The following is a 24,634-nucleotide window of genomic DNA, read 5'->3' as shown; positions in this document are numbered from 1 at the left end:
CCCGCAGCGTGACTGGCGGCCAGCGCGCCGCTAACGCGCGAACGATGGCAGCGGATGATCGTCCATGGCCACCGCCGCATGTGCCTGGGCGGCAACGGCCAGTGCCTGCTGGTAGGCCTTGAAGGTGGCGGTGTTGTAGGCCACCAGCACGATGCGCACCGGCCGCGCGTGGCTCTTCTGCCAGGTCACGGTTTCGGTGACGGCGATGGCGGCGGCCTGGTGCATGGGGTAACCGTAGACGCCGCAGCTGATCGCCGGGAAGGCGATCGATTCCAGCCGCATCTGCTCGGCCAGCCGCAGCGATTGCCAGTAGCAGTTGGCGAGCAGGGCGGCTTCGTCGCGCTGGCCGCCGTGCCAGACCGGGCCGACGGCGTGGAACACATGACGCGCCGGCAGCGCATGGCCGGCGGTGGCGCGGACCTCGCCCGGCGGGCAGCGCACGCCCGGGCGCAGTTCCGGCAGGCGCGCGCATTCGGCCAGCAGGCCCGGCCCGGCCGCGCTGTGGATCGCGCCGTCGACACCGCCGCCGCCGAGCAGGCTCTCGTTGGCCGCGTTGACGATGGCGTCCACGTCGAGGGTGGTGATGTCGCCGTGCCAGATGTCGATGTTCATGCCCGTGATCTTCCCTTTCCGTATATGAGCAAAACGTGACGGATGCACGGCTTGCGCCGGCCCGCGGCAAAGTCTGAGGAACACGCGTCTCCGCGGCTGCGACGCGGTGCCCGGCAAGCAGCAAGGCCGCCCGGGGGCGGCCTTGTGCAGGGGAGAGGGCGGCGTGTGGAGCGCGGGGTTACGGCAGGCCGGCCAGCCAGTCGTCGTCGCTGCCTTCGTTGATGTCGGCGAACAGCGGGGTGGAGAAATAGCGTTCGCCGGTATCGGGCAGCATGGCCAGGATCACCGAGCCGGCCGGTGCGGTGGCGGCGACCTCCAGCGCGGTGGCGGCGGTGGCGCCGGAGGAGATGCCAACGAAGATGCCCTCCTCGGCGGCCAGCCGGCGCGAAGTCTCGATCGCGCGTTCGTCCTGCACCGTGTACAGCGCGTCGTAGACGTTGCGGTTGAGCACGTCCGGCAGGAAGTCCGGGGTCCAGCCCTGGATCTTGTGCGGCTTCCACTCGTCGCCCTTGAGCAGCGCCGCGCCGGCCGGCTCGGTGGCGATGATGCGGGTGTCCGGGCGCGCCAGCTTCAGCACCTCGCCCACGCCGGTCAGGGTGCCGCCGGTGCCCCAGCCGCTGACGAAGTAGTCCAGCCGCTTGCCGGCGAAGTCGCGCAGGATCTCGGCGGCGGTGGTGTTGCGGTGGTAGGCCGGATTGGCCGGGTTGGCGAACTGGCTGGCCAGGAACCAGCCGTGCCTGGCGGCCAGCTCCTTCGCCTTTTCCACCATGCCGGTGCCACGTGCCGCGGCCGGGGTCAGGATCACCTTGGCGCCGTACGCGCGCATCGCCTTGCGGCGTTCCACCGAGAAGGTCTCGGTCATCACCGCCACGAACTTGTAGCCGCGCGCGGCCGCGACCATGGCCAGGGCCACGCCGGTGTTGCCCGACGTGGCCTCGACGATGGTGTCGCCGGGCTTGAGCACGCCGCGCTTTTCGGCGTCGAGCACGATCGCCAGCGCCAGTCGGTCCTTGACCGAGCCGCCGGGGTTGAACGACTCGACCTTGACGTAGACGTCCACCCCGGCCGGCGCCAGGCGGTTGAGCTTGACCACCGGGGTATTGCCGACGGTGTCGAGGATGTTGCTGTAGATGGCCATGGGGATCTCCTGGAAGGAATCAGGCGGCGTCGGCCAGTGTGGCCGCCGGCGTCTTTGCTGAAAGTGAGGATGTGCGGGGAGCGGCTGGCAGCGGCGCCTGGCCGTACCAGTGCAGTTCGTTCGCCAGCGCGGCCACCTCGCCGACGACCAGCAGCGCCGGCGACTGCACCGCGTGCGTGGTGGCGGCATCTGCCAGTTGCCGCAGGTGCCCGCTGACCACCCGCTGGCCCGGGCGCGAGCCGTTCTCCACCAGCGCGAACGGCGTGGCGGCGGGCAGCCCGGCTTCGAGCAGGCGCGCCTGGATCTGCGCCAGCGCGGCCACGCCCATGTAGAACACCAGGGTCTGCCGCGGCGCGGCCAGCGCGCGCCAGTCGAGCGTGTCCAGCGAATCGCGGCAATGCGCGGTGACCAGACGCAGCTGCTGGGCGTGGTCGCGGTGGGTGAGCGGGATGCCGGCGTGCGCGGCGCAGGCCAGTGCCGCGGTGATGCCCGGCACCACCTCGTAGGCGATGCCGTGCGCACGCAGGAACTGCAGCTCCTCGCCACCGCGGCCGAACACGAAGGCATCGCCGCCCTTGAGCCGTACCACGCGGCGACCGGCGCGGGCGTGTTCCAGCATCAGTGCGTGGATATGCTCCTGGCGGGTGCTGTGGCCGCGCGCGGACTTGCCGACTTCGATGCGGTCGGCGTCGCGGCGGGCGAGCTGCAGCACCTCGGCGCTGACCAGGCGGTCGTACAGGATCACGTCGGCCTGGTTGAGCGCGCGCAATGCGGCCAGGGTGAGCAGGCCGGGGTCGCCGGAACCGGCACCGACCAGCACCACCGAGCCGGCCGCTGCCGGCGGTTCGTCGGCCATCGCCTGCCGCAGCGCGGATTCGGCGTCGGCAGGGCGATGGCGGCGCAGCAGCTCCAGCACCGGGCCGTCGAGCAGGCGGTCGAAGAAGCGGCGGCGTGCGGCGGTGTCCGGGAAGCGCGCGCGGATGGCCGGGCGGTGGCGCCCGGCCAGTGCGGTCAGCTGGCCCCAGGCGCCATCGAACAGCTCTTCCAGCCGGCGGCGGACATGCCGCGCCACCATCGGCGCGGCGCCGCCGCTGGAGATGGCGATCTGCAGGGCGCCGCGCTCGACCACGGCCGGCACGTGGAAGCGCGACAGCTGCGCGTCGTCGACCACGTTCACGAACAACCGCTGCGCCTCGGCCGCGCGGGCGACTGCCTGGTTCACCGTGGCCGTGTCGGTGGCGGCGACCACCAGCCACACGTCTTCGGCCAGCCAGCGCGTGTCGAACAGGCCGGGCAGCCAGTCGATGCGGCCGGCCTCGGCCAGCTCCCGCAGTGCCGGCGACAGGTGCGGCGCACCGACCCGGGGCCGCGCCCCGGCGTGCAGCAGCGCCTCGACCTTGCGTCCGGCCACCGCGCCACCGCCGACAACCAGCACGGCGCGGCCGTTGAGATCGGCGAACAGCGGGAACAGGGGGGCGTCCAAGGTGGCAGGAGCGGCGGTCGTGGCAGGGATGCTGACCGTAGTCCCGCCCCGCGGACCCCGGAAATGACTTGCCCCGCCTATCAAATTACTTTCGGTTATAAGTGGGTCGTGCGATCTGACCTACAGTGGACCGGTCCCCGCCGAGCCACCGCCCCGACCCTCGATGACCCTGACCCAACTGCGCTACCTGGTGGCAATCGCCGATGCCGAGCTGAACATCACGCTGGCGGCCACGCGCGTGCACGCCACCCAGCCGGGGCTGTCCAAGCAGCTCAAGCAGCTGGAGGACGAGCTGGGCTTCCTGCTGTTCGTGCGCAAGGGGCGCAGCCTGGAGTCGGTGACCCCGGCCGGCGCGGAAGTGATCGCGCGGGCGCGGCTGGTGCTGGCCGAAGCCAACAACATCCGCACCTACGCCGCCAACCAGCGCCGCGAGAGCCACGGCCAGCTGGTCCTGACCACCACCCATACCCAGGCGCGCTTCGTGCTGCCGCCGGCGGTGGCGCGGATCAAGCAGGCCTATCCGCAGGTCAGCGTGCACCTGCAGCAGGCAGCCGAGAGCGATGCGCTGGACCTGCTCAGCCAGGGCGACGCCGACATCGCCATCGTCAGCACCGCCGGCGGCGAACCCAGCACCGGCATCGCGGTGCCGCTGTACCGTTGGCGGCGGCTGGTGCTGGTGCCCAAGGGCCATGCGCTCGACCGTGCCGGCAAGCTGCCGGACATGGCCGCGCTGGCCGCCCATCCGCTGATCAGTTACGAATCCTCGACCCGGCCCAGCTCCTCGCTGCGGCGCGCCTTTGCCACCCATGGCCTGGAGCCGGACCTGGCCCTGACCGCGCTCGACGCCGACCTGATCAAGACCTATGTGCGCGCCGGCCTGGGCGTGGGGCTGCTGGCGGAGATGGCGGTCAGCGCCGGCGACGGCGACCTGCGCGCCTGGCCGGCGCCATCGGCGATTCCCGAGTGCACCGCGTGGGCGGTGTTGCCGCGCGACCGCGTGCTGCGCGACTACGCACTGGAGCTGGTGCACGTGCTGGCCCCGCAGATCGACAAGCGCGACCTGCGGCGCGTGCTGGACGGCAACCAGGCGGCCGACTGGCCGGTACCGCCGAGCTGGGAAGAACTGACCCAGACCATCACCAATTGAGGCCGGCAACAATTGAGGCCGGCGACCGGCCGCGGATGCCGGGCGCGCCAGCTGCGTCGATGCGCACCAGGATCGCGCGGCCTGGCGGGGCGTGGCGCCCGGCGGCCCGCACCGGCGAGGATCCCGGGCCGTCGTCCGCGGCCTTCCGTCGGTACCGGTTCCCCCTGCGGCGATGTGTCGCACATGGACTGCCGCGGCGGGGTCTTAAAATCGTGCCGTGATCCGATCCCCGCACATGCACCGCTGGATGTTGCTGCTTGCGCTGGCAGCCGCGCTGCTGATGGCGCTGGCGCCGGTGGTGAGCCGCGGGATGCAGGCCGTGCAGGGAGCGCATGCGTCGATGGCGCATGCGATGCCCGCGATGGCCATGGCGGGCGGCACGCAGGCGCTGCCGCCTGCGATGGATGCGCATGCCGGGCATGCCGATGCCGTCGGCGCCACCGGCAAGACCCCCGCGCCTGATCCGCATGCCGCCCATGGCGAGGCCTGCGACTACTGCACCATGGCGTCGCGGCTGCTGCCGTGGCTGGCGGTACTGCTCCTGCTGGTACCGCTGCTGTACCGCATCGCGCCGCAGCCGCTGCGTGCCTCGCTGTTCAATGCCGGCCTGCGCTGGCCGGCGCATCCGGCGCGCGGGCCGCCGTTGTTCTCCTGACGACAGATCCCCTTTTTCCCGCTGCCTGTCGCTTCATGCGGCACGTGGCATGTCGTACCGGAGAATTCCATGTATCCCGTTTCCCGTACGCCGGGCGCCCCGGCGTGCCTGGCCGCCTGCGTCTGCCTGGCGCTGTTTCCCCTGCTCGCGCACGCCGACGAGCCCGATTCGATCAAGACCCTGGACACCCTGGTCGTGACCAGCGCCGCGCCGTCCTCGCCGCTGAACTGGGTCACCGACCCGCGCCTGCCGCGGCAGCCGGTGCCCGCCAGCGATGGCGCCGACTACCTCAAGACCGTTCCCGGCTTCTCCGCTATCCGCAACGGCGGCACCAATGGCGACCCGGTGCTGCGCGGCATGTCCGGCTCGCGGCTGAACATCCTCACCAACGACGGCAACCTGCTCGGCGCCTGTCCCTCGCGCATGGACAATCCGCTGTCCTACATCGCGCCGGAAACCTATGACCGGCTGACCGTCATCAAGGGGCCGCAGAGCGTGCGCTGGGGGGCCGGCGCTTCGGCCGGCACGGTGCGCTTCGAGCGCGACATGCCGCGCTTCGACGCACCGGGCATGGAGCTGCAGGCCAGTGCGCTGGGCGGCTCCAACAGCCGCAACGACCAGATGCTCGACGCCAGCTTCGGCAGCCGCCCGGGCTACGTGCGGGTCAACGGCAACCGCTCCGAGTCCGGCGACTACCGCGACGGCAACGGCGAGGTGGTGCCGTCGCGCTGGCGCAAGTGGAACGCCGATGTCGCCGTCGGCTGGACGCCGGATGCCGACACGGTGGTCGAACTCAATGCCGGTACCGGCGATGCCCTGGCCCGCTACGCCGGCCGTGGCATGGACGGGGCGGCGTTCAAGCGCAGCAGCTACGGCCTGCGTTTCGAGCGCGGCAACCTGCCGGGGGCATGGGACAAGCTGCAGGCCAGCCTGTATTACAACGAAGCCGACCACCTGATGGACAACTACACGCTGCGCACGCCCAACCCGAACGGCAGCATGCCGATGCCGATGGCGTCCAACGTGGCACGGCGCACCAGCGGCGGCCGCATCGCCTCGGAGTGGCGCTGGCAGGACGTGGCCATCGTCGCCGGCATCGACGCCCAGGACAGCCGCCACCGCAAGCGCAAGGGCATGGGCCGCGACACCTGGAGGCAGATGCCGTGGACCCGCGATGCCGAACTCAGCAACACCGGCGCATTCGCCGAACTGACCTTCGGCGAGGACACGCCGCGGCGCTGGGTGAGTGGGTTGCGGGTGGACAAGGCGCAGGCCAAGGACCTGCGCCTGACCAGCGGGATGATGTCCATGCCCAACCCCACCGCCGGGCAGACGCGCGAGCAGACGCTGGGCAGCGGCTTCCTGCGCTACGAGCGCGACCACGGCCAGGCCTGGACCTGGTATGCCGGGCTCGGCCACAGCGAGCGCATGCCCGATTACTGGGAGTTGTTCTCGGCCGACGCCGGCCCGGCCGGCAGCGTCAACGCTTTCGCCGGGGTGAAGCCGGAGAAGACCACCCAGCTCGACCTCGGCCTGCAGTTCCGCGGGCGCACGCTCGATGCCTGGGTGTCGGCATACGCGGGGCGCCTGCAGGACTATATCCTGTTCACCTACCGCAGCGGCGGCATGATGGGCAGCAGCACGCGTGCGGGCAATGTCGATGCGCGCATCGCCGGCGCCGAGGCCGGGCTGGAATGGCGGCCGGCACAGGGCCTGAAGCTGGGCAGCACGCTCGCCTATGCCTGGGGCGAGAACCGCGACGAGCAGCGGCCGCTGCCGCAGATCCCGCCGCTGGAAGGCCGTTTCAGCGCGTCCTGGGAACACGCGCGCTGGTCGACCGGGGCGTTGCTGCGGGTGGTCGCCGGGCAGGACCGGGTGGCGCAGGACGAAGGCAACGTGGTCGCGCGTGATCTCGGCCCGAGCGCCGGCTTCGCCACGCTGTCGCTCAATGCTGCCTACCGCATCAGCGACGGCCTGCGGGCCAGTGCCGGCGTGGACAATCTGTTCGACCGTGCCTATGCCGAGCACCTGAACCTGGCCGGCAGCGCCGACTTCGGCTTCCCCGCCGACCCGGTGCGGATCAACGAGCCCGGCCGCACGCTCTGGTTGAAGCTGGATTATCGCTACTGACGCCACGGTTCCCGCTGCCGGACCACCGGCGGCGGGAGACCTGTGTCATGCTTGCGCGACCAGGGACGGAGCAGGGAACCGCAGATGACGCACCGGGCCGTGGCCTACACCAGTACCGCCGTGGCCGGGTTGACCCCGGCCGACCTCGACCACCTGCTGGTCGACGCGCGCGCACACAACCGCATGGAAGGCGTCACCGGCGTGCTGCTCTACGATGGCCAGCGCTTCTTCCAGTATTTCGAAGGGCCGGACGCCGGCGTGGAACGGATCTACGCACGCATCCGCGAGTCGCGCATGCATGTCGAACTGGACGTGCTGCAGGACGGGCCGGTGGAGAAGTTGCATTTCATGCAGTGGCACATGGGCTGTGCGCGTACCGACGGCAGCGTGCTGCTGCAGTTGAGCAGCCGCCAGTGGCAACAGGAAGCGCGTTATCTGGAAGAGGACCTGGCACACGCCGGCGATACCCCGGGGCTGCGCGGGTTGCTGGCGTTCTGGGAGCAGCAGGAAGCCGCGCTCTGCTGAGCCCGCTCCAGGTGGGCAACGCCCACACGGCGGCTGCCCACAGCGTCCCCCGGCGGGCACCATTGCCCGCCCGCAGTGCTTACATCTCGTGCAGCCCGCACTCGCGCTTGAGGCCGAAGAAGCGGGTGTCTTCCTCGCGCATGCCCGGCTCCCAGCGGCGGGTGGTGTGGTAGTCGCCGATGGAGACATAGCCCTGTTCCCACAGCGGGTGGTAGGGCAGGTCATGCTGCTTGAGGTACTGCCACACGTCGCGGTCGCTCCAGTCGGCGATCGGGTTGACCTTCCAGCGCGCATCGCGACGCTGCAGCACCGGCGTGGCGGCACGGCCGGCCGACTGGCTGCGGCGCAGGCCGGTGAACCAGGTGGCGGCCTGCAGTTCGTCCAGGGCGCGCTTCATCGGCTCGACCTTGCGCAGGTTGTTGTACTGCTCGATGCCGACCAGGCCCTGTTCCCACAGGCGGCCGTGGCGGGCCTCCATCCACGCGCGGCTGACCAGCGGCCGGTACACCTTCAGGTTCAGGCCCAGGCGCTCGGTCAGCGTATCGGCGAAGCGGTAGGTTTCCGGGAACAGGTAGCCGGTGTCGATCAGGATCACCGGGATGTCCGGCTGCTGGCGGCTGAGCAGGTGCAGGGTCACCGCCGACTGTGCGCCGAAACTCGAGGACAGCACGTGTGTGCCCGGCAGGTGCTGCAATGCCCAGCGCACGCGCGCGGTTGCGTCCATCGCCTCGAGCCGCGCGTCGAGCGTGGCGACGTCCTCGGTGGCGGCAGTGCTCGCGGGGTCGCGGGAAGACAGGGGCAGGGCGCTCATGCGTGCAGTTCCACGGCAATCTGGCGGTGGGTGGGGTAGGGCGGCAGTTCGACCAGCCCGCTGCGGTGCAGGAAGTCGCCGAAGCGCTCGCCGGCCTCGCGGTCGCTGGCATAACGCGCCAGCAGCGGCTCCAGTGCCTGCAGGATCTGCGCCTCGGTGACGTTGTCGCGGTACAGCGTGTTCAGGCGCTGGCCGCGGTGGTCGCCGCCGAGGAACAGGTTGTAGCGGCCCGGTGCGCGGCCGACCAGGGCGATCTCGGCCAGGTACGGACGCGAGCAGCCGTTGGGGCAGCCGGACACGCGCAGCAGGATCGGCGCCTCGCGCAGCCCATGCCGGGCCAGCAGCGGTTCCAGCGCGGCGAGGAAGCCGGGCAGGTAGCGCTCGGCCTCGGCCATGGCCAGCGCGCAGGTCGGCAGCGCCACGCATGCCACCGCAGTGCGCGCGGTGGCGGTGGGCGCGTTGTTTTCCAGGTCCAGCGCATGCTCCACGACCAGCGCGTCGATGAGCGCGCGCTGCGCCGCCGGCACGCCGGCGATGATCACGTTCTGGTTGGCGGTCAGGCGGAACTCGCCCAGGTGGACGCGGGCGATCTCGCGCATGCCGGTCAGCAGCGGCCGGCCCGGGGTGTCGGCGATGCGCCCGCTGGGCAGGGACAGGGTGAGGTGCCACAGCCCGTTGCCGCCCTCGACCCAGCCGAAACGGTCGCCGTTGTGCTCGAAGCGGAACGGCCGCGCCGGTTGCAGGACGACGCCGGCCCGTTCCTGCATCAGCGCCACGATCGCATCGGTGCCATGGTCGTCGATGGTGTACTTGAAACGCGCATGCTTGCGTTCCTCGCGGTCGCCTAGGTCGCGCTGCACGGAGATGGCGGCCTCGGCGATGGCGAACACCTGTTCCGGCGTCACGAAGCCGATCACGTTGCCCACCCGCGGGTAGTGCGCGGCGATGCCGTGGCTGGCGCCCATGCCGCCGCCGATGGCGACGTTGAAGCCGGAAAGGTTGCCGGCGCCGTCGACGATGGCGACCAGGCCGAGGTCGTTGGCGAATACGTCGACGTCGTTGTGCGGCGGCACCGCCACGGCGATCTTGAACTTGCGCGGCAGGTACGTCTCGCCGTACAGCGGTTCATGCTCGACCCCGCTTTCGGCCACCTTCTCCTCGTCCAGCCAGATCTCGTAATAGGCGCGGGTGGCCGGGCGGAAGCGCAGCGACAGCTGCTGCGCCCATTCGTGTACCTGCGCATGCAGGTCCGACTGCAGCGGGTTGCTGGCGCCGAGCACGTTGCGGTTGACGTCGCCGCAGGCCGAGACCGTATCCAGCGCCGCGGCGTTGATCGCCTGCATCGTCGCCTTCAGTTCGCGCTTGATCACGCCGTGGAACTGGAAGGTCTGGCGCGTGGTCACCCGCAGCGAGTGGTTGCCCCAGGTGGTGGCGATGCGGTCGAGCGCGAGCCACTGCTGCGGGGTGAAAACGCCGCCCGGCGCGCGGATGCGGATCATGAACTGGTGCGCGGGCTCGAGCTTCTGCCGGCGGCGCTCGTCGCGCAGGTCGCGGTCGTCCTGCTGGTAGCTGCCGTGGAACTTGATGGTGCGCTGGTCCTCGAAGCCCAGCGAGCCGGTGCTGGCATCCAGCAGGCCTTCGCTGATGGTGCCGCGCAGGCGCCGGCTTTCGCGTTTGATCTTTTCGACGGAAGGGTGGCTCATGGTCTGTCCAATGGCTGTGTGGGCCGCGGCGGCGGCTTCAGTACACGTCGCGGGCGTAACGGCCTTCGCGCTGCAGCGCGGACAGGTAGTCGGCCGCGGCGTCGGCATCGCCGCCGTTGTGCGCGGCGATCACCTCCAGCAGGGCGGCGTGCACGTCCCTGCCCATGGCGATGGCGCCGCATACGTACAGGTGCGCGCCACCCTGCAGCCAGTCGTACAGGTCGCGGCCGCGCTCGCGCAGGCGGTGCTGCACGTAGATTCGTTGGTGCGGGTCCCCCGCAGCAGCCCGCACATCCATGTGCGGGGATTTCAGATGGTCGCGGGAGAAGGCCAGGTCGAGGCGATGCAGCTGCCGGCTCTGCAGTGCCTCCTGCCACTCGACCTGGTAGAGGAAGTCGCTGTTGAAGTGGCGCGCGCCGAAGAACAGCCAGTTGCGGCCGCTGGCGCCGGTCTCGGCGCGCTCCTGCACGAAGCCACGGAATGGCGCCACGCCGGTACCCGGGCCGATCATGATGATGTCGCGGCTGGCGTCGGCAGGGACGCGGAAGCGTTCGTTCGGCTCGACGAACACCGGCACCTGCGCGCCTTCCTCCAGCGCGGCGAGGAACGCGCTGGCGGCGCCAACATGGCCGCGGCCATGCGCGTCGTAGGCCAGTTCGTCGACGGTCAGGTGCACTTCCTCGCCCACCCGCTTGCGGCTGGAGGCGATCGAATACAGGCGATGCGCGGCCGGGCGCAACGCGGCGACCAGGGCGGCGGCATCCCAGTCGGCCGGCCAGCGCTGCAGCACGTCGACCAGCTGGTGGTCGGCGAACACCGCGGCCAGTTCGTCGCCGCGGGCCGGCTGCAGCAGGCCGGCCAGGTCGGCGTTGCCGCTGCGTTCGGCCACGCTGGCCAGCAGCGGGCGCGAGATGCGGGTCAGTTCGCGGTGCCCGCCCAGCCACTGCGCCAGTGGGCGCTCGTGGCCGTCGTGGCTGACGCCGGTGTCGCCATCCAGCCCGGTGGCGGCGAGGATGGCATCGACCAGTTGCGGCGGATTGCGGTGGACGATGCCCAGCGCGTCGCCCGGCTCGTAGTGCAGGCCACTGCCTTCCAGCGACAGTTCGAGGTGATGCACGCGCTTGTCGATGCGGCCGTACTGGCCATAGCCCGGGCCCTTGAAGTCGCGGCCGCTGATCAGTTGCCGCGCTAGCAGTTCGGCGGGGAACGGATGCGCGGCGCCATGTGCGCTGCCCTGGGCATGACGCAGCGGGGTGACGTTGCTGGTGGCCGCCGCGACGCCTTCGCCCAGCACCTGGCGCGCATCGGCCAGGGCCCGGGTCCGCCAGGGCACGGCCACGCTGTCGATGTCCAGGTCGGCCTCGCCCAGCGGCTGCAGGCGCTGCGCGCCCAGTTCGGCCAGGCGCGCATCCAGCCTGCGGCCGATGCCGCAGAAATCGACGTAGCTGGAATCGCCCAGGCCGAGCACGGCATACCTGAGTCCGGGCAGCTTCGGTGCGCGCCTGCCGGCGATGAATTCGACCAGGCCGATGGCGTCGTCCGGCGGATCGCCCTCGCCCTGGGTGCTGATGACGATGTACAGCAGGCGCTCGCCGGCCAGCTCGCGGGTGGGGTAGGCATCGGCGCGCAGCAGCCGTACCGCCAGTCCCGCGGCCTCGGCATCGCCGGCCAGCTGCTCGGCGGCACGGCGTGCGTTGCCGGTCTGGCTGCCGTAGACGATGGTCAGGCGTCCCGCGGCCTGCGCGGCGGGCGGGCCGCCGGGAATCACCGCCAGCGACGGTGGCGGATGGCCCTGGGCCATCCCGGCGGCGAAGCCGGACAGCCACCACAGGCTGTTGCCGTCCAGGCCCTCGACCAGGCGCGCCAGCAGCACCCTGCGGTCCTCGGGCAGGGGGCTGGGGGGCACGGCGGTGGCGACGGCGGTCATGTGCTGTCCGGTCTGGGATGGGATGACCGATGCTAGGGAGTGGCGTGATGCACGTGAAAGGATGCGCGGTTATCGGTTCATGCCCTGCGTTTATTTCTGCGCGGGGTGGGTGGGGCGCACACTCGCCGTCCCGTCGGGGGACTAGCGCCTGCCTGCGCTGTTACCCTTCCACCGTTCTTACACGTGCAGCCGCTGACACTTCCGCAATGACCGTTACCGTCCCTTTGTCGCACCTCGACCGGCTGGAAGCCGAGAGCATCCACATCCTGCGCGAGGTCGCGGCCGGCTTTGCCAACCCGGTGCTGCTGTATTCGGTCGGCAAGGACAGCTCGGTGCTGCTGCACCTGCTGCTCAAGGCATTCGCGCCCGGGGTGCCGCCGATTCCGCTGCTGCACGTGGATACGCGCTGGAAGTTCCGCGAGATGATCGCCTTCCGCGACCGCCGTGTCGCCGAGACCGGCGTGGACCTGCGCGTGCACATCAATCCCGATGGCATCGCCCGCGACATCGGCCCGGTGAGCCATGGCGCGTCCGTGCATACCGACGTGATGAAGACCCAGGGCCTGAAGCAGGCGCTGGACAAGTGGAAGTTCGATGCGGCCATCGGCGGCGCGCGGCGCGACGAGGAGAAGTCGCGGGCCAAGGAGCGCGTGTTCTCGTTCCGCAACGACCGCCACCGCTGGGACCCCAAGAACCAGCGCCCGGAGCTTTGGAACCTGTACAACGCGCGCATCCACCCCGGCGAGAGCGTGCGCGTGTTCCCGCTGTCCAACTGGACCGAGCTGGACATCTGGCTCTACATCTACCGCGAGAAGATCCCGGTGGTGCCGCTGTACTTCGCCGCCGAGCGCCCGGTCGTCGAGCGTGACGGCAGCCTGATCATGGTCGACGACGAGCGCCTGCCGCTGCTTCCGGGCGAGGTGCCGCAGCAGCGCAGGGTGCGCTTCCGCACGCTGGGCTGCTACCCGCTGACCGGCGCCATCGAATCGCAGGCCGACACGCTGGAGAAGATCATCGCCGAAATGCTGGTGTCCACCAGTTCCGAGCGGCAGGGCCGGGTGATCGACCACGATCCGTCCGCGTCGATGGAGAAGAAGAAGCTGGAGGGCTATTTCTGATGAACGCACCGGCAACGTCTTCCGATATCGCCACGTACCTGCAGCAGCACGAATCCAAGCCCCTGCTGCGTTTCATCACCTGCGGCAGCGTCGATGACGGCAAGAGCACGCTGATCGGGCGGCTGCTGTACGAGAGCAAGCGCCTGTTCGACGACCAGCTGGTGGCGCTGGAGGCCGACAGCCGCCGCCATGGCACCCAGGGCGAGCGCATCGACTATGCGCTGCTGCTGGACGGGCTGGCCGCCGAGCGCGAGCAGGGCATCACCATCGACGTGGCCTACCGCTATTTCGATACCGACCGGCGCAAGTACATCGTCGCCGACTGCCCGGGCCACGAGCAGTACACCCGCAACATGGCCACCGGCGCCTCCACCGCCGACCTGGCGGTGGTGCTGGTGGACGCGCGCAAGGGGTTGCTGCAGCAGACCCGCCGCCACAGCTACATCATCTCGCTGCTGGGCATCGGCCAGGTGGTGCTGGCGGTCAACAAGATGGACCTGGTCGATTACGACGCGGCGGTGTTCGAACGTATCGCCGGCGAGTACGCGGCATTGGCCGCGCAGATGGGCATCGCCCACGTGCAGGCCATCCCGCTGTCGGCGCTGGAAGGGCAGAACCTGTCCGCGCGCTCGGCGTTGATGCCGTGGTATGCCGGCCCGACCCTGCTCGAACACCTGGACACGGTGGCCATCGCCGGCCATGACGCCGGTGGCGGCCTGCGCCTGCCGGTGCAGTGGGTGAACCGTCCGCACCAGGATTTCCGTGGCTTCGCCGGCACCCTGGCCGCCGGCCAGGTGCGTGGCGGCGACCCGGTGGTGGTGCTGCCGTCGGCGCGGCGTTCGACGGTGCGCGAGGTGCTGGGCCCGGATGGGCGGCTGGACGTCGCCCGTGCCGGCCAGGCGGTGACCCTGGTCCTGGCCGACGAGATCGACGTCAGCCGTGGCGATGTCATCGCCGCCGCCGGCGACCCGCCCGAGGTGGCCGACCAGTTCGCCGCGCACGTGCTGTGGATGGACGATGCCGCGCTGCTGCCCGGGCGGCCGTACTGGCTGCAGATCGGCAGCCGCACCGTGGCTGCCAGCATCAGCGAGATCAAGCACCGCATCGACGTGAACACGCAGGACAAGCTGGCGGCCAAGCGGCTGGAGCTGAACGAGGTCGGCTACTGCAACCTGTCGCTGGACGAGCCGATCGCCTTCGAACCCTACGCGCGCAACCGCGCGCTGGGCGGCTTCATCCTGATCGACCGCCAGAGCAACGCCACCGTCGCCGCCGGCACCCTGGACTTCGCCCTGCGCCGTGCCGGCAACGTGCACTGGCAGCACCTGGACGTGGACCGGGCCGCGCGTGCGCGGATCAAGGGGCAGGCCCCGCGGGTGCTTTGGTTCACCGGCCTGTCCGGCGCCGGCAAGTCCACCATCGCCAACCAGGTCGAGAAGCGCCTGCATGCGCGCGGTTGCCACACCTTCCTGCTCGATGGCGACAACGTCCGCCATGGCCTGAACCGCGACCTGGGCTTCACCGACGAGGACCGGGTGGAGAACATCCGCCGCGTGGCCGAGGTGGCCCGGCTGATGGTCGACGCCGGGCTGATCGTGCTGGTCAGCTTCATCTCGCCGTTCCGTGCGGAGCGGCAGATGGCACGCGAGCTTTTCGCCGAGGGCGAGTTCATCGAGGTGTTCGTCGACGTGCCGCTGGAGGTCGCCGAATCGCGCGACGTGAAGGGCCTGTACCGCAAGGCGCGGGCCGGGCAGATTCCCAACTTCACCGGCATCGATTCGCCCTACGAGCCGCCGGAAGCACCGGAGCTGCACCTGTATGCCGACGGCGAGGCGCTGGACGCGATGGCCGACCAGGTGGTGCGGCTGGCGCTGCGCTAAGACGCCGGCCCGGGTTGGTCCGCCCCTGGGGGGGCTGGGCCGGGTTGCACATGCGCCGTCGATGCTGCCCGCGCCATCGGCCTGGCCATGGCCTGCGGCGCCCGCCCGCCTCCCGACGGATGCAGGCCCCCGGTCAGGGGGAATGGGCGCTGGCCCGGCGCGCACCGGGCGTCCCTCCAGCGGCGCCTGCATCCGTCACGCCCCGCGCGGGCCCCGCGCTGCCCGTCGCGGCGGCCCGGCTTCCCGGCCACGCGTCGCGGGGCCGTCCCCGGCCATAACGCCAGGCAATGGATGCCCAGCCCCGGGTTGTGCCATGGCCCCACCCAATGGCACATCCGGCCCTTCACCGGTGCCGGCTAGACTGCCCGATCGTGTATTGGACGGAACTGCGTATGTTGGGGCGTTTTGCGGCCACCCTGGCCGGTGGCACTGTCGTGGTGCTGATGTTGGCAGGTTGCGGTCGGGGTGCCGGCGATGCGCCGCGCGCACAGGGCGGCACCGTGCCGGTGACCACCCAGGTGGTCACGCACTCGGCCTGGAACGACACCCTGCAGGCGATCGGCACCACCAAGGCGCGGGAGTCGGTGGCGGTCACCGCCAAGGTCAGCGAGATCATCGACGCGGTGCATTTCGACAGTGGCCAGGAAGTCGGTGCCGGCGCGCCGCTGGTGACCCTGCGCATCGAAGCGCAGCAGGCCGCGCTGGCCCAGGCCCAGGCCACCTTCGATGAAGCCGACCGCCTGTACCGGCGCCAGAGCGAGCTGGCCACCCAGCAACTGGTCGCCAGTTCCACCCTGGACACCCAGAAGTCGATCCGTGACGCCGCCGAGGCGCGGGTGCGGCAGATGCGCGCGGACGTGGCCGATCGCCAGGTGCGGGCGCCGTTCGCCGGCGTGCTGGGCATCCGCCAGGTCAGCCCCGGCTCGCTGGTCACCCCGGCTACGGTCATCGCCACGCTCGACGACATCTCGCGCATGCATGTCGATTTCCAGGTGCCGGAAGCCGAGCTGGCCTCGCTCAAGCCCGGCGACAAGGTCAGCGGCAGCAGCATCGCCTACCCGGGGCGCAGCTTCGAAGGCGTGGTCAGCACCATCGATGCGCGCGTCGACCCGGGCAGCCGCGCGGTCACCGTGCGCGCCGATTTCTCCAACCCCGACCATGCGCTACGCCCGGGCATGCTGCTGGACGTGCGCGTGTTCCGCCCCGAGCGCAAGGCGCTGGTGATCCCCGAGATCGCGGTGGTCCAGGTCGGCCGTGATTCCTACGTGTTCCGGGTCAAGGGCGACGCCACCGTCGAGCGCGTCGACGTGAAGACCGGCACCCGCCGTTCCGGCGTGGTCGAGATCATGCAGGGCCTGGAAGCCGGGCAGCGCATCGTGGTCGACGGTACCGGCAAGCTGCGCCCGGGCCTGCGCATCGCCGATGCCAAGGCCGAACCGGCCGCCGCCGGGGCCCGCACCGAATGAAGCTGTCGGACCTGTCGATCAAGCGGCCGGTACTGGCCGTGGTGATGAGCCTGCTGCTGGTGGTGCTGGGGCTGATGTCCTTCAACCGCCTGACCCTGCGCGAGCTGCCGGCGATCGACCCGCCCATCGTCTCGGTGTCGGTCGACTACACCGGCGCCTCGGCCGCGGTGATCGAGAGCCGCATCACCCAGGTGCTGGAAGACGCCCTGGCCGGCATCGAGGGCATCGACACCATCAACGCGCGCAGTACCAACGGCCGCGCGTCGGTGAGCATCGAATTCACCGCCAACCGCGACATCGAGGCTGCCGCCAATGACGTGCGCGATGCGGTCAGCCGCGTCGCCGACCGCATGCCCGAAGAGGCGCGCCCGCCGGAGATCGCCAAGGTCGAGAGCGACGCCGACCCGATCATCTGGTTCAACATGAGCTCCTCAACGATGGACACGCTGGAGCTCAGCGACTACGCCGAGCGCTACGTGGTCGATCGTTTCTCCAGCATCGACGGCGTGGCCCAGGTGCGCATCGGCGGGCGCCAGCGCTATGCCATGCGCATCTGGCTGGACCGCGACCAGCTGGCCGCGCGCGGCCTGACCGTGGGCGAGGTGGAAGCGGCGCTGCGCAGCGAGAACGTGGAACTGCCGGCCGGCCGCATCGAATCGACCGACCGCGACTTCACCCTGCGCGTGGAACGCAGCTACGTGGCCCCGGCCGATTTCGCCAGCATCCCGCTGGGCAAGGGCAGCGACGGCTACGTGGTGCGGCTGGGCGACGTGGCCAAGGTGGAACTGGCCTCGGCCGAGCGCCGCGCCTACTACCGCAGCAACGGCGAGCCCGGCATCGGCATGGGCATCGTCAAGACCTCCACCGCCAACGCGCTGGACGTGGCCCGCGCCACCCGCGCCGAGGCCGAACGCATCGCCAGGACACTGCCGGCCGGCACCCGGATCTTCGTCGCCTTCGACAACACCACGTTCATCGAGGCGGCGGTCGAGCGCGTCTACGCCACCCTGGTGGAGGCGATGCTCCTGGTGCTGGTGGTGATCTGGCTGTTCCTGGGCAGCCTGCGCGCGGCGCTGATCCCGGCGGTGACGGTGCCGGTGTGCCTGGTGGCGGCGTTCATCGCGCTGTTCGCCTTCGGCTTCTCGATCAACCTGTTCACCCTGCTGGCGCTGGTGCTGTGCATCGGCCTGGTGGTGGACGACGCCATCGTGGTGGTGGAGAACGTGCAGCGGCGCATCGACCTGGGCGAACCGCCGCTGGTCGCCGCGCGGCGCGGCACCACGCAGGTGGCGTTCGCGGTGATCGCCACCACCGCGGTACTGGTGGCGGTGTTCCTGCCGGTGGGGTTCCTCGAGGGCAACACCGGGCGCCTGTTCCGCGAGCTGGCGGTGGCGCTGGCCGCGGCGGTGGCGCTGTCGGCCTTCGTCGCGCTGACCCTGACCCCGATGATGGCCTCCAAGCTGCTCAGGCCGCACAGCGAGCGCCGGCCCAGCCGCATCAACCGCTTCGTCGACCGCCAGCTGGCGCGCGTGGCGGCGGCCTACGGCCGCGTGCTGGACCGCCACGTGCAGCGCAGCTGGGTGTTCGGGCTGGTGATGCTGGCCGCGCTGGGTGCCAGCTGGGGCCTGTTCCGGCTGCTGCCCTCGGAGCTGGCGCCGGCCGAGGACCGTGGTTCGTTCCAGATCATCATCGACGGCCCGGAAGGCGCCGGTTTCGACTACACCGTCGGCCAGGTGCAGCAGGTCGAGCGCATCGTCGACCGCTTCGTCGGCCCCGAGGAGCCCATCGTGCGCGCCAACCCGCGCGTGCCGGGCGGCTGGGGCAACAGCGAGGAAATGCACACCGGCCGCATCAGCGTGTTCCTGCAGCCGTGGCGGCAGCGCGAGGAGGCCACCGCCGATGTCGCCGGCGCACTGCAGAAGGAACTGGATGGACTGAGCGGGGTGCGCGTGCGTACCCAGGTCGGCGGCGGCCTGGTGCGCAGCTTCGGGCAGCCGTTCCAGGTGGTGCTGGGCGGACCGGAGTACGCGGAGATCGCGCAGTGGCGCGACCGCCTGCTGGCACGCATGGCCGACTACCCGGGCCTGGTCGGCGCCGATTCGGACTACAAGGAAACCCGGCCGCAGATGCGGGTCAACATCGACCGCCAGCGTGCCGCCGACCTGGGCGTGAGCGTGACCGACATCGGCCGCGCGCTGGAAACCATGATGGGCTCGCGCCGCGTCACCACCTTCGTCGACAACGGCGAGGAATACGACGTACTGGTGCAGGCCGGCCGCGAGGGCCGCGCGTCGCCGGCCGACCTGGCCGCGATCCAGGTGCGTGCGCGTTCGGGCGAACTGGTGCCGCTGTCCAACCTGGTCAGCCTCAGCGAGGTGGCCGAGGCCGGCACCCTGAACCGCTTCAACCGGCTGCGCTCGATCACCATCAGCGCCAGCGTCGCCCCCGGCCACACGCTGGGCGAGACCATCGCCTGGGTGCAGCAGGTGGCGCGCGAGGAACTGCCCGAGTACGCGCAGATCGACTGGAAGGGCGAGTCGCGCGAGTACCAGAGCGCCGGTGGCGCGGTGCTGCTGACCTTCGCCATGGCGCTGCTGGTGGTCTACCTGGTGCTGGCCGCGCAGTTCGAGAGCTTCATCCACCCGCTGGTGATCATGCTCACCGTGCCGCTGGGCGTGCTTGGCGCCTTCATCGGCCTGTACGTCAGCGGCGGCACGCTCAACCTGTTCAGCCAGATCGGCATCGTCATGCTGGTCGGCCTGGCGGCGAAGAACGGCATCCTGATCGTGGAGTTCGCCAACCAGCTGCGCGACGAGGGCCGCAACGTGCACCAGGCCATCGTCGAGGCATCGACGGTGCGCCTGCGCCCGATCCTGATGACCTCCATCGCCACCGTGGTCGGCGCGGTGCCGCTGGTGCTGGCCGGCGGCCCGGGTTCGGCCAGCCGCGGCACCATCGGCATCGTGGTGATCTTCGGCGTCGCCGTCTCCACCTTCCTGTCGCTGTTCGTGGTGCCGGCGTTCTACGCGCTGCTGGCACCCTACACCCAGTCGCCGGAAACGGTGGCCAACGAGCTGGCCAGGCAGGAACGCGACACGCCATCGGTGGGCGGGCATGCGTGAGCCGCCCGCCATCGGCGCGGTACGGCTGCGCCACTGGCGGGCGGACGACCTGGAGTCGCTGCTGCGGCATGCCGATGATGCGGCGGTGTCGCGCGGGCTGGGCACGCGCTTCCCCTATCCCTACACCCGTGCCGACGGCGAAGCGTTCCTGTCCGGGCAGGTGCTGGACCTGTCCGGGCAGGTGTTCGCACTGGAGATCGACGGTGAGGCCTGCGGCGGCATCGGCGTGCAGCAGGGCAGCGGCGAGCGCCGGCATGGCGCGACCCTGGGCTACTGGCTGGGGCGGCGCCACTGGGGGCAGGGCATCATGACCACGGTCGTGGACGGTTTCGCGCCGTGGGTGATGGACGAACTGGGCCTGTACCGGCTGGCGGCACAGGTCATGGCCGGCAATCCCGCCTCGGCGCGGGTGCTGCTCAAGACCGGTTTCATCGAGGAAGGCCTGGAGCGCCAGGCCGTGTTCAAGGATGGCGTACTGCACGACATGCGCTGCTTCGCCCGCCTGCGGGCGTGGCCGCCGGGGTCGTGACCGCCCTGCACAGGGCCCTGCAATCGTGGAAGAATCGCCGGTTCCTGAAGCCGGCACCCGCCTACCTTCAGCCATCCGGGGAGATCGTGTGGAATCCATCGTCGAATATGTAAATGGCATCATCTGGAGCAATGCGCTGATCTTCATGTGCCTGGGCGCAGGGCTGTGGTTCACCCTGCGCACCCGTTTCATGCAGATCCGCGGCTTTGCGGAGATGTGCCGGCTCACCGTGCGCGGGCAGAAGTCCGATGCCGGTGTCTCCTCGTTCCAGGCGCTGGCCATGTCGATGGCCGGGCGCATGGGCATCGGCAACATCGCCGGCGTGGCCACCGCCATCGCCTACGGCGGCCCGGGCGCGATCTTCTGGATGTGGGTGATGGGCTTCCTCGGCGCCTCCACCTCCTACGTCGAGTCGACCCTGGCGCAGATCTACAAGACCAAGGATGCGGAAGGCCGCTACCGCGGCGGCCCGGCGTACTACATCGAGAAGGCGATGGGCCTGAAGTGGTACGCGGCGGTCTTCGCCGTGGCTACGGTGATCGCCGCCGGCTTCCTGCTGCCGGGCGTGCAGGCCAATGCCATCGCCGACAGCGCGGTCAACGTGCTGTGCACCGGTGCCGATGCCTGCGCTTCGCTGGGCGGCGCCGCCAGCATGAAGCTGTGGATCGGCATCGCGGTCGCGGCGCTGCTGGGCGTGATCATCTTCGGCGGGGTCAAGCGCATCGCCAGCTTCGCCGAAGTGATCGTGCCGTTCATGGCGCTGGGCTTCATCCTGATGGCCGTCGTGGTGATGATGCTCAACGCCGGCAAGGTGCCGGCGATGTTCGCCGACATCTTCTCCAGCGCCTTCGGCGCGCATGCGGCCTTTGGCGGCATCATCGGCCAGGCCATCGCCTGGGGCGTGAAGCGCGGCATCTATGCCAACGAGGCCGGCCAGGGTACCGGCCCGCACGCGGCCGCCGCGGCCGAGGTCTCGCACCCGGCCAAGCAGGGCTACGTGCAGGCGTTCGCCATCTACTTCGACACCATGCTGGTGTGCACCTCCACCGCCTTCCTGCTGCTGTCCACCGGCATGTACAACGTGTTCCGCGAGGTCACCGAAGGCGGCGTGCAGAAGCTGGAGGCGATCGTGAGCGGCGTGCCCGGCGTGGCGCCCTCTGAGGGCGCGCTGTTCACCCAGGCCGCGGTCGAGTCGGTGCTGCCGGGCTGGGGCGCGGGCTTCGTGGCGCTGGCGCTGTTCTTCTTCGCCTTCACCACCATCATGGCCTACTACTACATGGCCGAGACCAACCTGACCTACCTGGCCGGCAGCAACCGCACGCATCCTGCGGCGACGCTGTTGCTGCGCCTGGGCATCATGGGCATGGTGGTGTTCGGCGCCTTCCACAACGCCAAGATGGCGTGGGCGCTGGGCGACATCGGCGTCGGCCTGATGGCCTGGCTCAACGTGATCGCCATCCTGATCCTGCAGAAGCCGGCGATGCTGGCGCTGTCCGACTACGAGCGGCAGAAGAAGCTGGGCCTGGACCCGACGTTCGACCCGGATGCGCTGGGCATCCGCAACGCCGATTTCTGGCGCGGCAACAAGTAAGCGAGTGCAACGGCAGTGAACAGCCCCTGGAACAACCGTCGTCCCTCCGCGCGCCCGCCGCGCGCCACGCCGCTGCCGCCTTCGGGCGCGCGCGGCGATGGCTCCGGTCCGGTGCGTGGCAACGACGAACTGCGCCTGTATGGCGTCAACGCGGTGCTGGCGATGCATGCGCGCCGCCCTCAGGCATTGCGCAAGCTGTACCTGGCCGAGGCGCTGATCCCGCGCCTGCAGCCGTTGCTCAAGTGGTGCGTGGGCAACCGCGTCGGCTACCGCGTGGTGGGCGAGGGCGACCTCAACAAGCTCGCCGCCACCACCCACCACGAAGGCGTGGTGGCCGACGTGCTGCGCGCCGAGCCGCAGCCGCTGGCCGCCTGGCTGGCGGCGCTGGATGAGGGCCCGGTGCTGGCGCTGTGGCTGGACGGCGTGGGCAACCCGCACAACTTCGGCGCGATCCTGCGCTCGGCCGCGCATTTCGGTGCGGCCGGCATCCTGTTGCCGGCCGAATCGACGCTGAGCCTGTCCGGGGCCGCCGCCCGTGTCGCCGAGGGCGGTGCCGAAGCGGTGCCGCTGGTGCGTCTGCCGGCGCTGCCGCAGGCGCTGTCGCAGCTGCGCGATGCCGGCTTCGCGCTGGCCGCGACGCTGGTGGAGGGCGGGCAGGACCTGTTCGCCACGCCGTTGCCGCCGCGCATGGTCTACGTGATGGGCGCCGAGGGCGAGGGCATGGACCGCGGCTTCGCGCAGAGCTGCGACCTGCGCCTGTCCATTCCCGGCACCGGCGCGGTGGAAAGCCTCAACGTCGCCGCGGCCACCGCGGTGTTCCTGGCCGGCTGGCGCAGCCGCCAGGCGAGGGGCTGAGGCGCGCGGCCACGCCGCCGCTGCATGCCCCGGCCTGCCGGCAGCACCGCCTCCGGCCGTGGCTGTCCGCCACGCCGGCTTGCCGCGGCGGCAGCGGGGCGCCGCGGCGCTGGACGAACCCGGTGACTAGCCGCGGTAGCCGTTGCTGATCGGATAGCGCCGCTCGCGGCCGAATGCGCGGCGCGAGATCTTCGGGCCGGGCGCGGCCTGGTGCCGCTTCCATTCGCTGGTGCGTACCAGCCGCAGTACCCGGTCCACCACCTCCGGCGCATAGCCGGCGCCGACGATGTCCTCGCGCGACTGCTCCTGGTCGATGTACCGGTACAGGATGCCGTCGAGCACGTCGTAGGCCGGCAGCGAATCCTGGTCGGTCTGGTTCTCGCGCAGTTCGGCCGAGGGCGCGCGGGCGATCACCGCCGGCGGGATCACCGGCGCGCCGCCGACGGTGTTGCGCCACTTCGACAGGCCATAGACCTCGGTCTTGTACAGGTCCTTCAGCGGCGCATAGCCACCGCACATGTCGCCGTAGATGGTGGCGTAGCCGACCGCGTATTCGCTCTTGTTGCCGGTGGTCAGCAGCAGCCCGCCGAACTTGTTGGACAGCGCCATCATGATCACGCCCCGGCTGCGCGACTGCAGGTTCTCCTCGGTCACGTCGGCGGCCTGGCCCTGGAACAGGGTCGACAGCGACTGCATCAGGCCCTGGAAGGCGGGCTCGATCGGCACCGACTCCAGCTTCACGCCGAGCGCACGGCACTGCTCGGCGGCCAGGTCGTTGGACAGGTCGGCCGTATAGCGCGATGGCAGCGCCACCGCGGTGACGTTGTCCGCGCCCAGCGCATCGACCGCCAGCGCCAGCACCAGCGCCGAATCGATGCCGCCGGACAGGCCCAGCCAGACCTTGCCGAAGCCGTTCTTGCGGCAGTAGTCCTGGATCCCGCGGGTAATGGCGCGCCAGGCCAGCGCGTCCATGCTCTCGTCGCCGTCGTCGATCCAGCGCATCGGCACGAACGAGCGCGTGTCGGCGTCGTAGTCGACCACCAGCATTTCCTCGGCGAAGGCCAGCGCCGCCGGGTGTACCGTACCGCTGCCGTCGGCCACGACCGAGGCGCCGTCGAACACCAGTGCGTCCTGGCCGCCGACGAGGTTGACGTAGGCGATGGCGGCGCCGCTGTCGCGGCTGCGTTCGGCCAGCAGCGCGTCGCGCTGGGCATGCTTGCCGCGCTCGTAGGGCGAGGCATTGGCCACCAGCACCAGTTCGGCGCCTTCGGCCACGGTGGCGGCCAGCGGCTCGGCGAACCACAGGTCCTCGCAGACCAGCAGTCCCAGCTTGATTCCGCCGACCTCGAACACGCAGTTGCCGCCATCCGGGTCGACGTCGAAGTAGCGGCGCTCGTCGAACACCGCGTAGTTGGGCAGTTCGCGCTTGCGGTAGGTGGCGGCAACGGCGCCGTCGCGCAATACGCTGGCGGCGTTGTACACCACCGCGCCGGCACTCTGCGGCCAGCCCAGCACCGCGACGATGCCCTGGACCTGCGACGCGATGCGGGCGACCGCCTGCTCGCACTCGCGCAGGAACGCAGGGCGCAGCAGCAGGTCTTCCGGCGGGTAGCCGCTGACCGCCAGTTCGGGGAACAGCACGACGTCGGCGCCGTACTCGTCGCGGGCGATCTGCGCCAGTTCGATGATGCGCGCGCTGTTGCCGGCCACGTCGCCGACCGGGAAGTCGTACTGCGCCAGGGCGATGCGGAGGGATCGGGACATGATGTCGGCTGCCTTGTCGTTGCAGGCGTCCACGACGGACGCGGGGTGGGACGATGCCGGCATTATCCCAGATGTGCCGTTGACGCCAGCTGATGCCGGCGATGCCCGTATGCGACAACGCCCCCGGCGACGGGGGCGCTGCTGTGTTGCCACGCCCGCGCCCGCTGCCGGGCGCGTG

18 protein-coding genes are annotated in these 24,634 nt (G+C 70.6%); 11 read left to right on the top strand and 7 right to left on the bottom strand.

Annotated features, from left to right (window positions below):
* Positions 1–30: 30 nt before the first annotated feature.
* The 3 genes from QQA12_RS12470 to cysG all read right to left on the bottom strand — a co-directional run bounded on the left by QQA12_RS12470 (position 31) and on the right by cysG (position 3,233).
* Positions 31–612, bottom strand: coding sequence for an O-acetyl-ADP-ribose deacetylase (locus tag QQA12_RS12470; RefSeq protein WP_182212737.1), 582 nt, complete (start codon positions 610–612; stop codon positions 31–33).
* A 178-nt stretch (positions 613–790) separates the two neighbouring features.
* Positions 791–1,750 (bottom strand): cysteine synthase A, encoded by a 960-nt coding sequence (cysK, locus tag QQA12_RS12465; RefSeq protein ID WP_054667306.1) that lies wholly within the window; start codon positions 1,748–1,750, stop codon positions 791–793.
* Positions 1,751–1,769: 19 nt separating this feature from the next.
* Positions 1,770–3,233, bottom strand: a complete 1,464-nt coding sequence (cysG, locus tag QQA12_RS12460; RefSeq protein WP_226049470.1) for a siroheme synthase CysG — start codon at positions 3,231–3,233, stop codon at positions 1,770–1,772.
* Between the two features lie 163 nt (positions 3,234–3,396).
* Here cysG and QQA12_RS12455 point away from each other — a divergent pair, with 163 nt between their 5' ends.
* The 4 genes from QQA12_RS12455 (at position 3,397) to QQA12_RS12440 (ending at position 7,690) form a co-directional block, all read left to right on the top strand.
* Positions 3,397–4,380, top strand: coding sequence for a LysR family transcriptional regulator (locus QQA12_RS12455; protein WP_056931204.1), 984 nt, complete (start codon positions 3,397–3,399; stop codon positions 4,378–4,380).
* A gap of 280 nt (positions 4,381–4,660) precedes the next feature.
* Positions 4,661–5,035, top strand: a complete 375-nt coding sequence (locus QQA12_RS12450; protein WP_233324883.1) for a DUF2946 family protein — start codon at positions 4,661–4,663, stop codon at positions 5,033–5,035.
* Positions 5,036–5,104: 69 nt separating this feature from the next.
* A complete protein-coding gene (locus QQA12_RS12445; protein ID WP_182212741.1) occupies positions 5,105–7,165 on the top strand; it encodes a TonB-dependent copper receptor in 2,061 nt (686 codons plus the stop codon).
* 84 nt (positions 7,166–7,249) lie between these two features.
* The gene (locus QQA12_RS12440) at positions 7,250–7,690 is read left to right on the top strand and encodes a BLUF domain-containing protein (RefSeq protein WP_226049469.1); all 441 of its coding nucleotides are present in this window, start codon (positions 7,250–7,252) and stop codon (positions 7,688–7,690) included.
* A gap of 79 nt (positions 7,691–7,769) precedes the next feature.
* Here QQA12_RS12440 and QQA12_RS12435 read toward each other — a convergent pair whose 3' ends face one another.
* From QQA12_RS12435 to QQA12_RS12425, 3 genes are read right to left on the bottom strand one after another with little or no spacing between them, the layout of a single operon-like run.
* Positions 7,770–8,501 (bottom strand): phosphoadenylyl-sulfate reductase, encoded by a 732-nt coding sequence (locus QQA12_RS12435; RefSeq protein ID WP_226049468.1) that lies wholly within the window; start codon positions 8,499–8,501, stop codon positions 7,770–7,772.
* Positions 8,498–10,204, bottom strand: a complete 1,707-nt coding sequence (cysI, locus tag QQA12_RS12430; RefSeq protein WP_226049467.1) for an assimilatory sulfite reductase (NADPH) hemoprotein subunit — start codon at positions 10,202–10,204, stop codon at positions 8,498–8,500. The genes QQA12_RS12435 and cysI overlap by 4 nt, the downstream gene beginning before the upstream one ends.
* A gap of 37 nt (positions 10,205–10,241) precedes the next feature.
* Entirely contained in the window at positions 10,242–12,131 is a 1,890-nt protein-coding gene (locus QQA12_RS12425) for an assimilatory sulfite reductase (NADPH) flavoprotein subunit (RefSeq protein WP_054667293.1), read from the bottom strand.
* A gap of 206 nt (positions 12,132–12,337) precedes the next feature.
* On the opposite strand from QQA12_RS12425, the gene cysD reads away from it, so the two are divergent.
* The 7 genes from cysD (at position 12,338) to QQA12_RS12390 (ending at position 22,692) form a co-directional block, all read left to right on the top strand.
* Positions 12,338–13,249, top strand: a complete 912-nt coding sequence (cysD, locus tag QQA12_RS12420; protein ID WP_233324881.1) for a sulfate adenylyltransferase subunit CysD — start codon at positions 12,338–12,340, stop codon at positions 13,247–13,249.
* The gene (gene cysN / locus QQA12_RS12415) at positions 13,249–15,129 is read left to right on the top strand and encodes a sulfate adenylyltransferase subunit CysN (RefSeq protein WP_226049466.1); all 1,881 of its coding nucleotides are present in this window, start codon (positions 13,249–13,251) and stop codon (positions 15,127–15,129) included. The genes cysD and cysN overlap by 1 nt, the downstream gene beginning before the upstream one ends.
* A 443-nt stretch (positions 15,130–15,572) precedes the next feature.
* Complete coding sequence (locus QQA12_RS12410) at positions 15,573–16,595, top strand: efflux RND transporter periplasmic adaptor subunit (RefSeq protein WP_226049942.1); 1,023 nt, start codon at positions 15,573–15,575, stop codon at positions 16,593–16,595.
* Complete coding sequence (locus QQA12_RS12405; RefSeq protein ID WP_054667287.1) at positions 16,592–19,717, top strand: efflux RND transporter permease subunit; 3,126 nt, start codon at positions 16,592–16,594, stop codon at positions 19,715–19,717. The genes QQA12_RS12410 and QQA12_RS12405 overlap by 4 nt, the downstream gene beginning before the upstream one ends.
* Positions 19,710–20,246, top strand: a complete 537-nt coding sequence (locus QQA12_RS12400; protein ID WP_226049465.1) for a GNAT family protein — start codon at positions 19,710–19,712, stop codon at positions 20,244–20,246. The genes QQA12_RS12405 and QQA12_RS12400 overlap by 8 nt, the downstream gene beginning before the upstream one ends.
* Positions 20,247–20,334: 88 nt before the next feature.
* On the top strand, positions 20,335–21,837 hold the full coding sequence (locus QQA12_RS12395) for an alanine/glycine:cation symporter family protein (RefSeq protein WP_054667283.1): 1,503 nt from the start codon (positions 20,335–20,337) through the stop codon (positions 21,835–21,837).
* A gap of 15 nt (positions 21,838–21,852) precedes the next feature.
* A complete protein-coding gene (locus QQA12_RS12390; RefSeq protein WP_226049464.1) occupies positions 21,853–22,692 on the top strand; it encodes a TrmH family RNA methyltransferase in 840 nt (279 codons plus the stop codon).
* Positions 22,693–22,818: 126 nt separating this feature from the next.
* Here the strand turns inward: QQA12_RS12390 and QQA12_RS12385 are convergent, their stop codons facing one another.
* Positions 22,819–24,456 (bottom strand): NAD+ synthase, encoded by a 1,638-nt coding sequence (locus QQA12_RS12385; RefSeq protein WP_054668753.1) that lies wholly within the window; start codon positions 24,454–24,456, stop codon positions 22,819–22,821.
* Between the last annotated feature and the right edge of the window lie 178 nt (positions 24,457–24,634).

The sequence above is a fragment of the Stenotrophomonas sp. 17(2023) genome, from assembly GCF_030345315.1.
Taxonomy (GTDB): domain Bacteria; phylum Pseudomonadota; class Gammaproteobacteria; order Xanthomonadales; family Xanthomonadaceae; genus Stenotrophomonas; species Stenotrophomonas acidaminiphila.
This window is presented reverse-complemented; position numbering and strand designations above follow the sequence as displayed.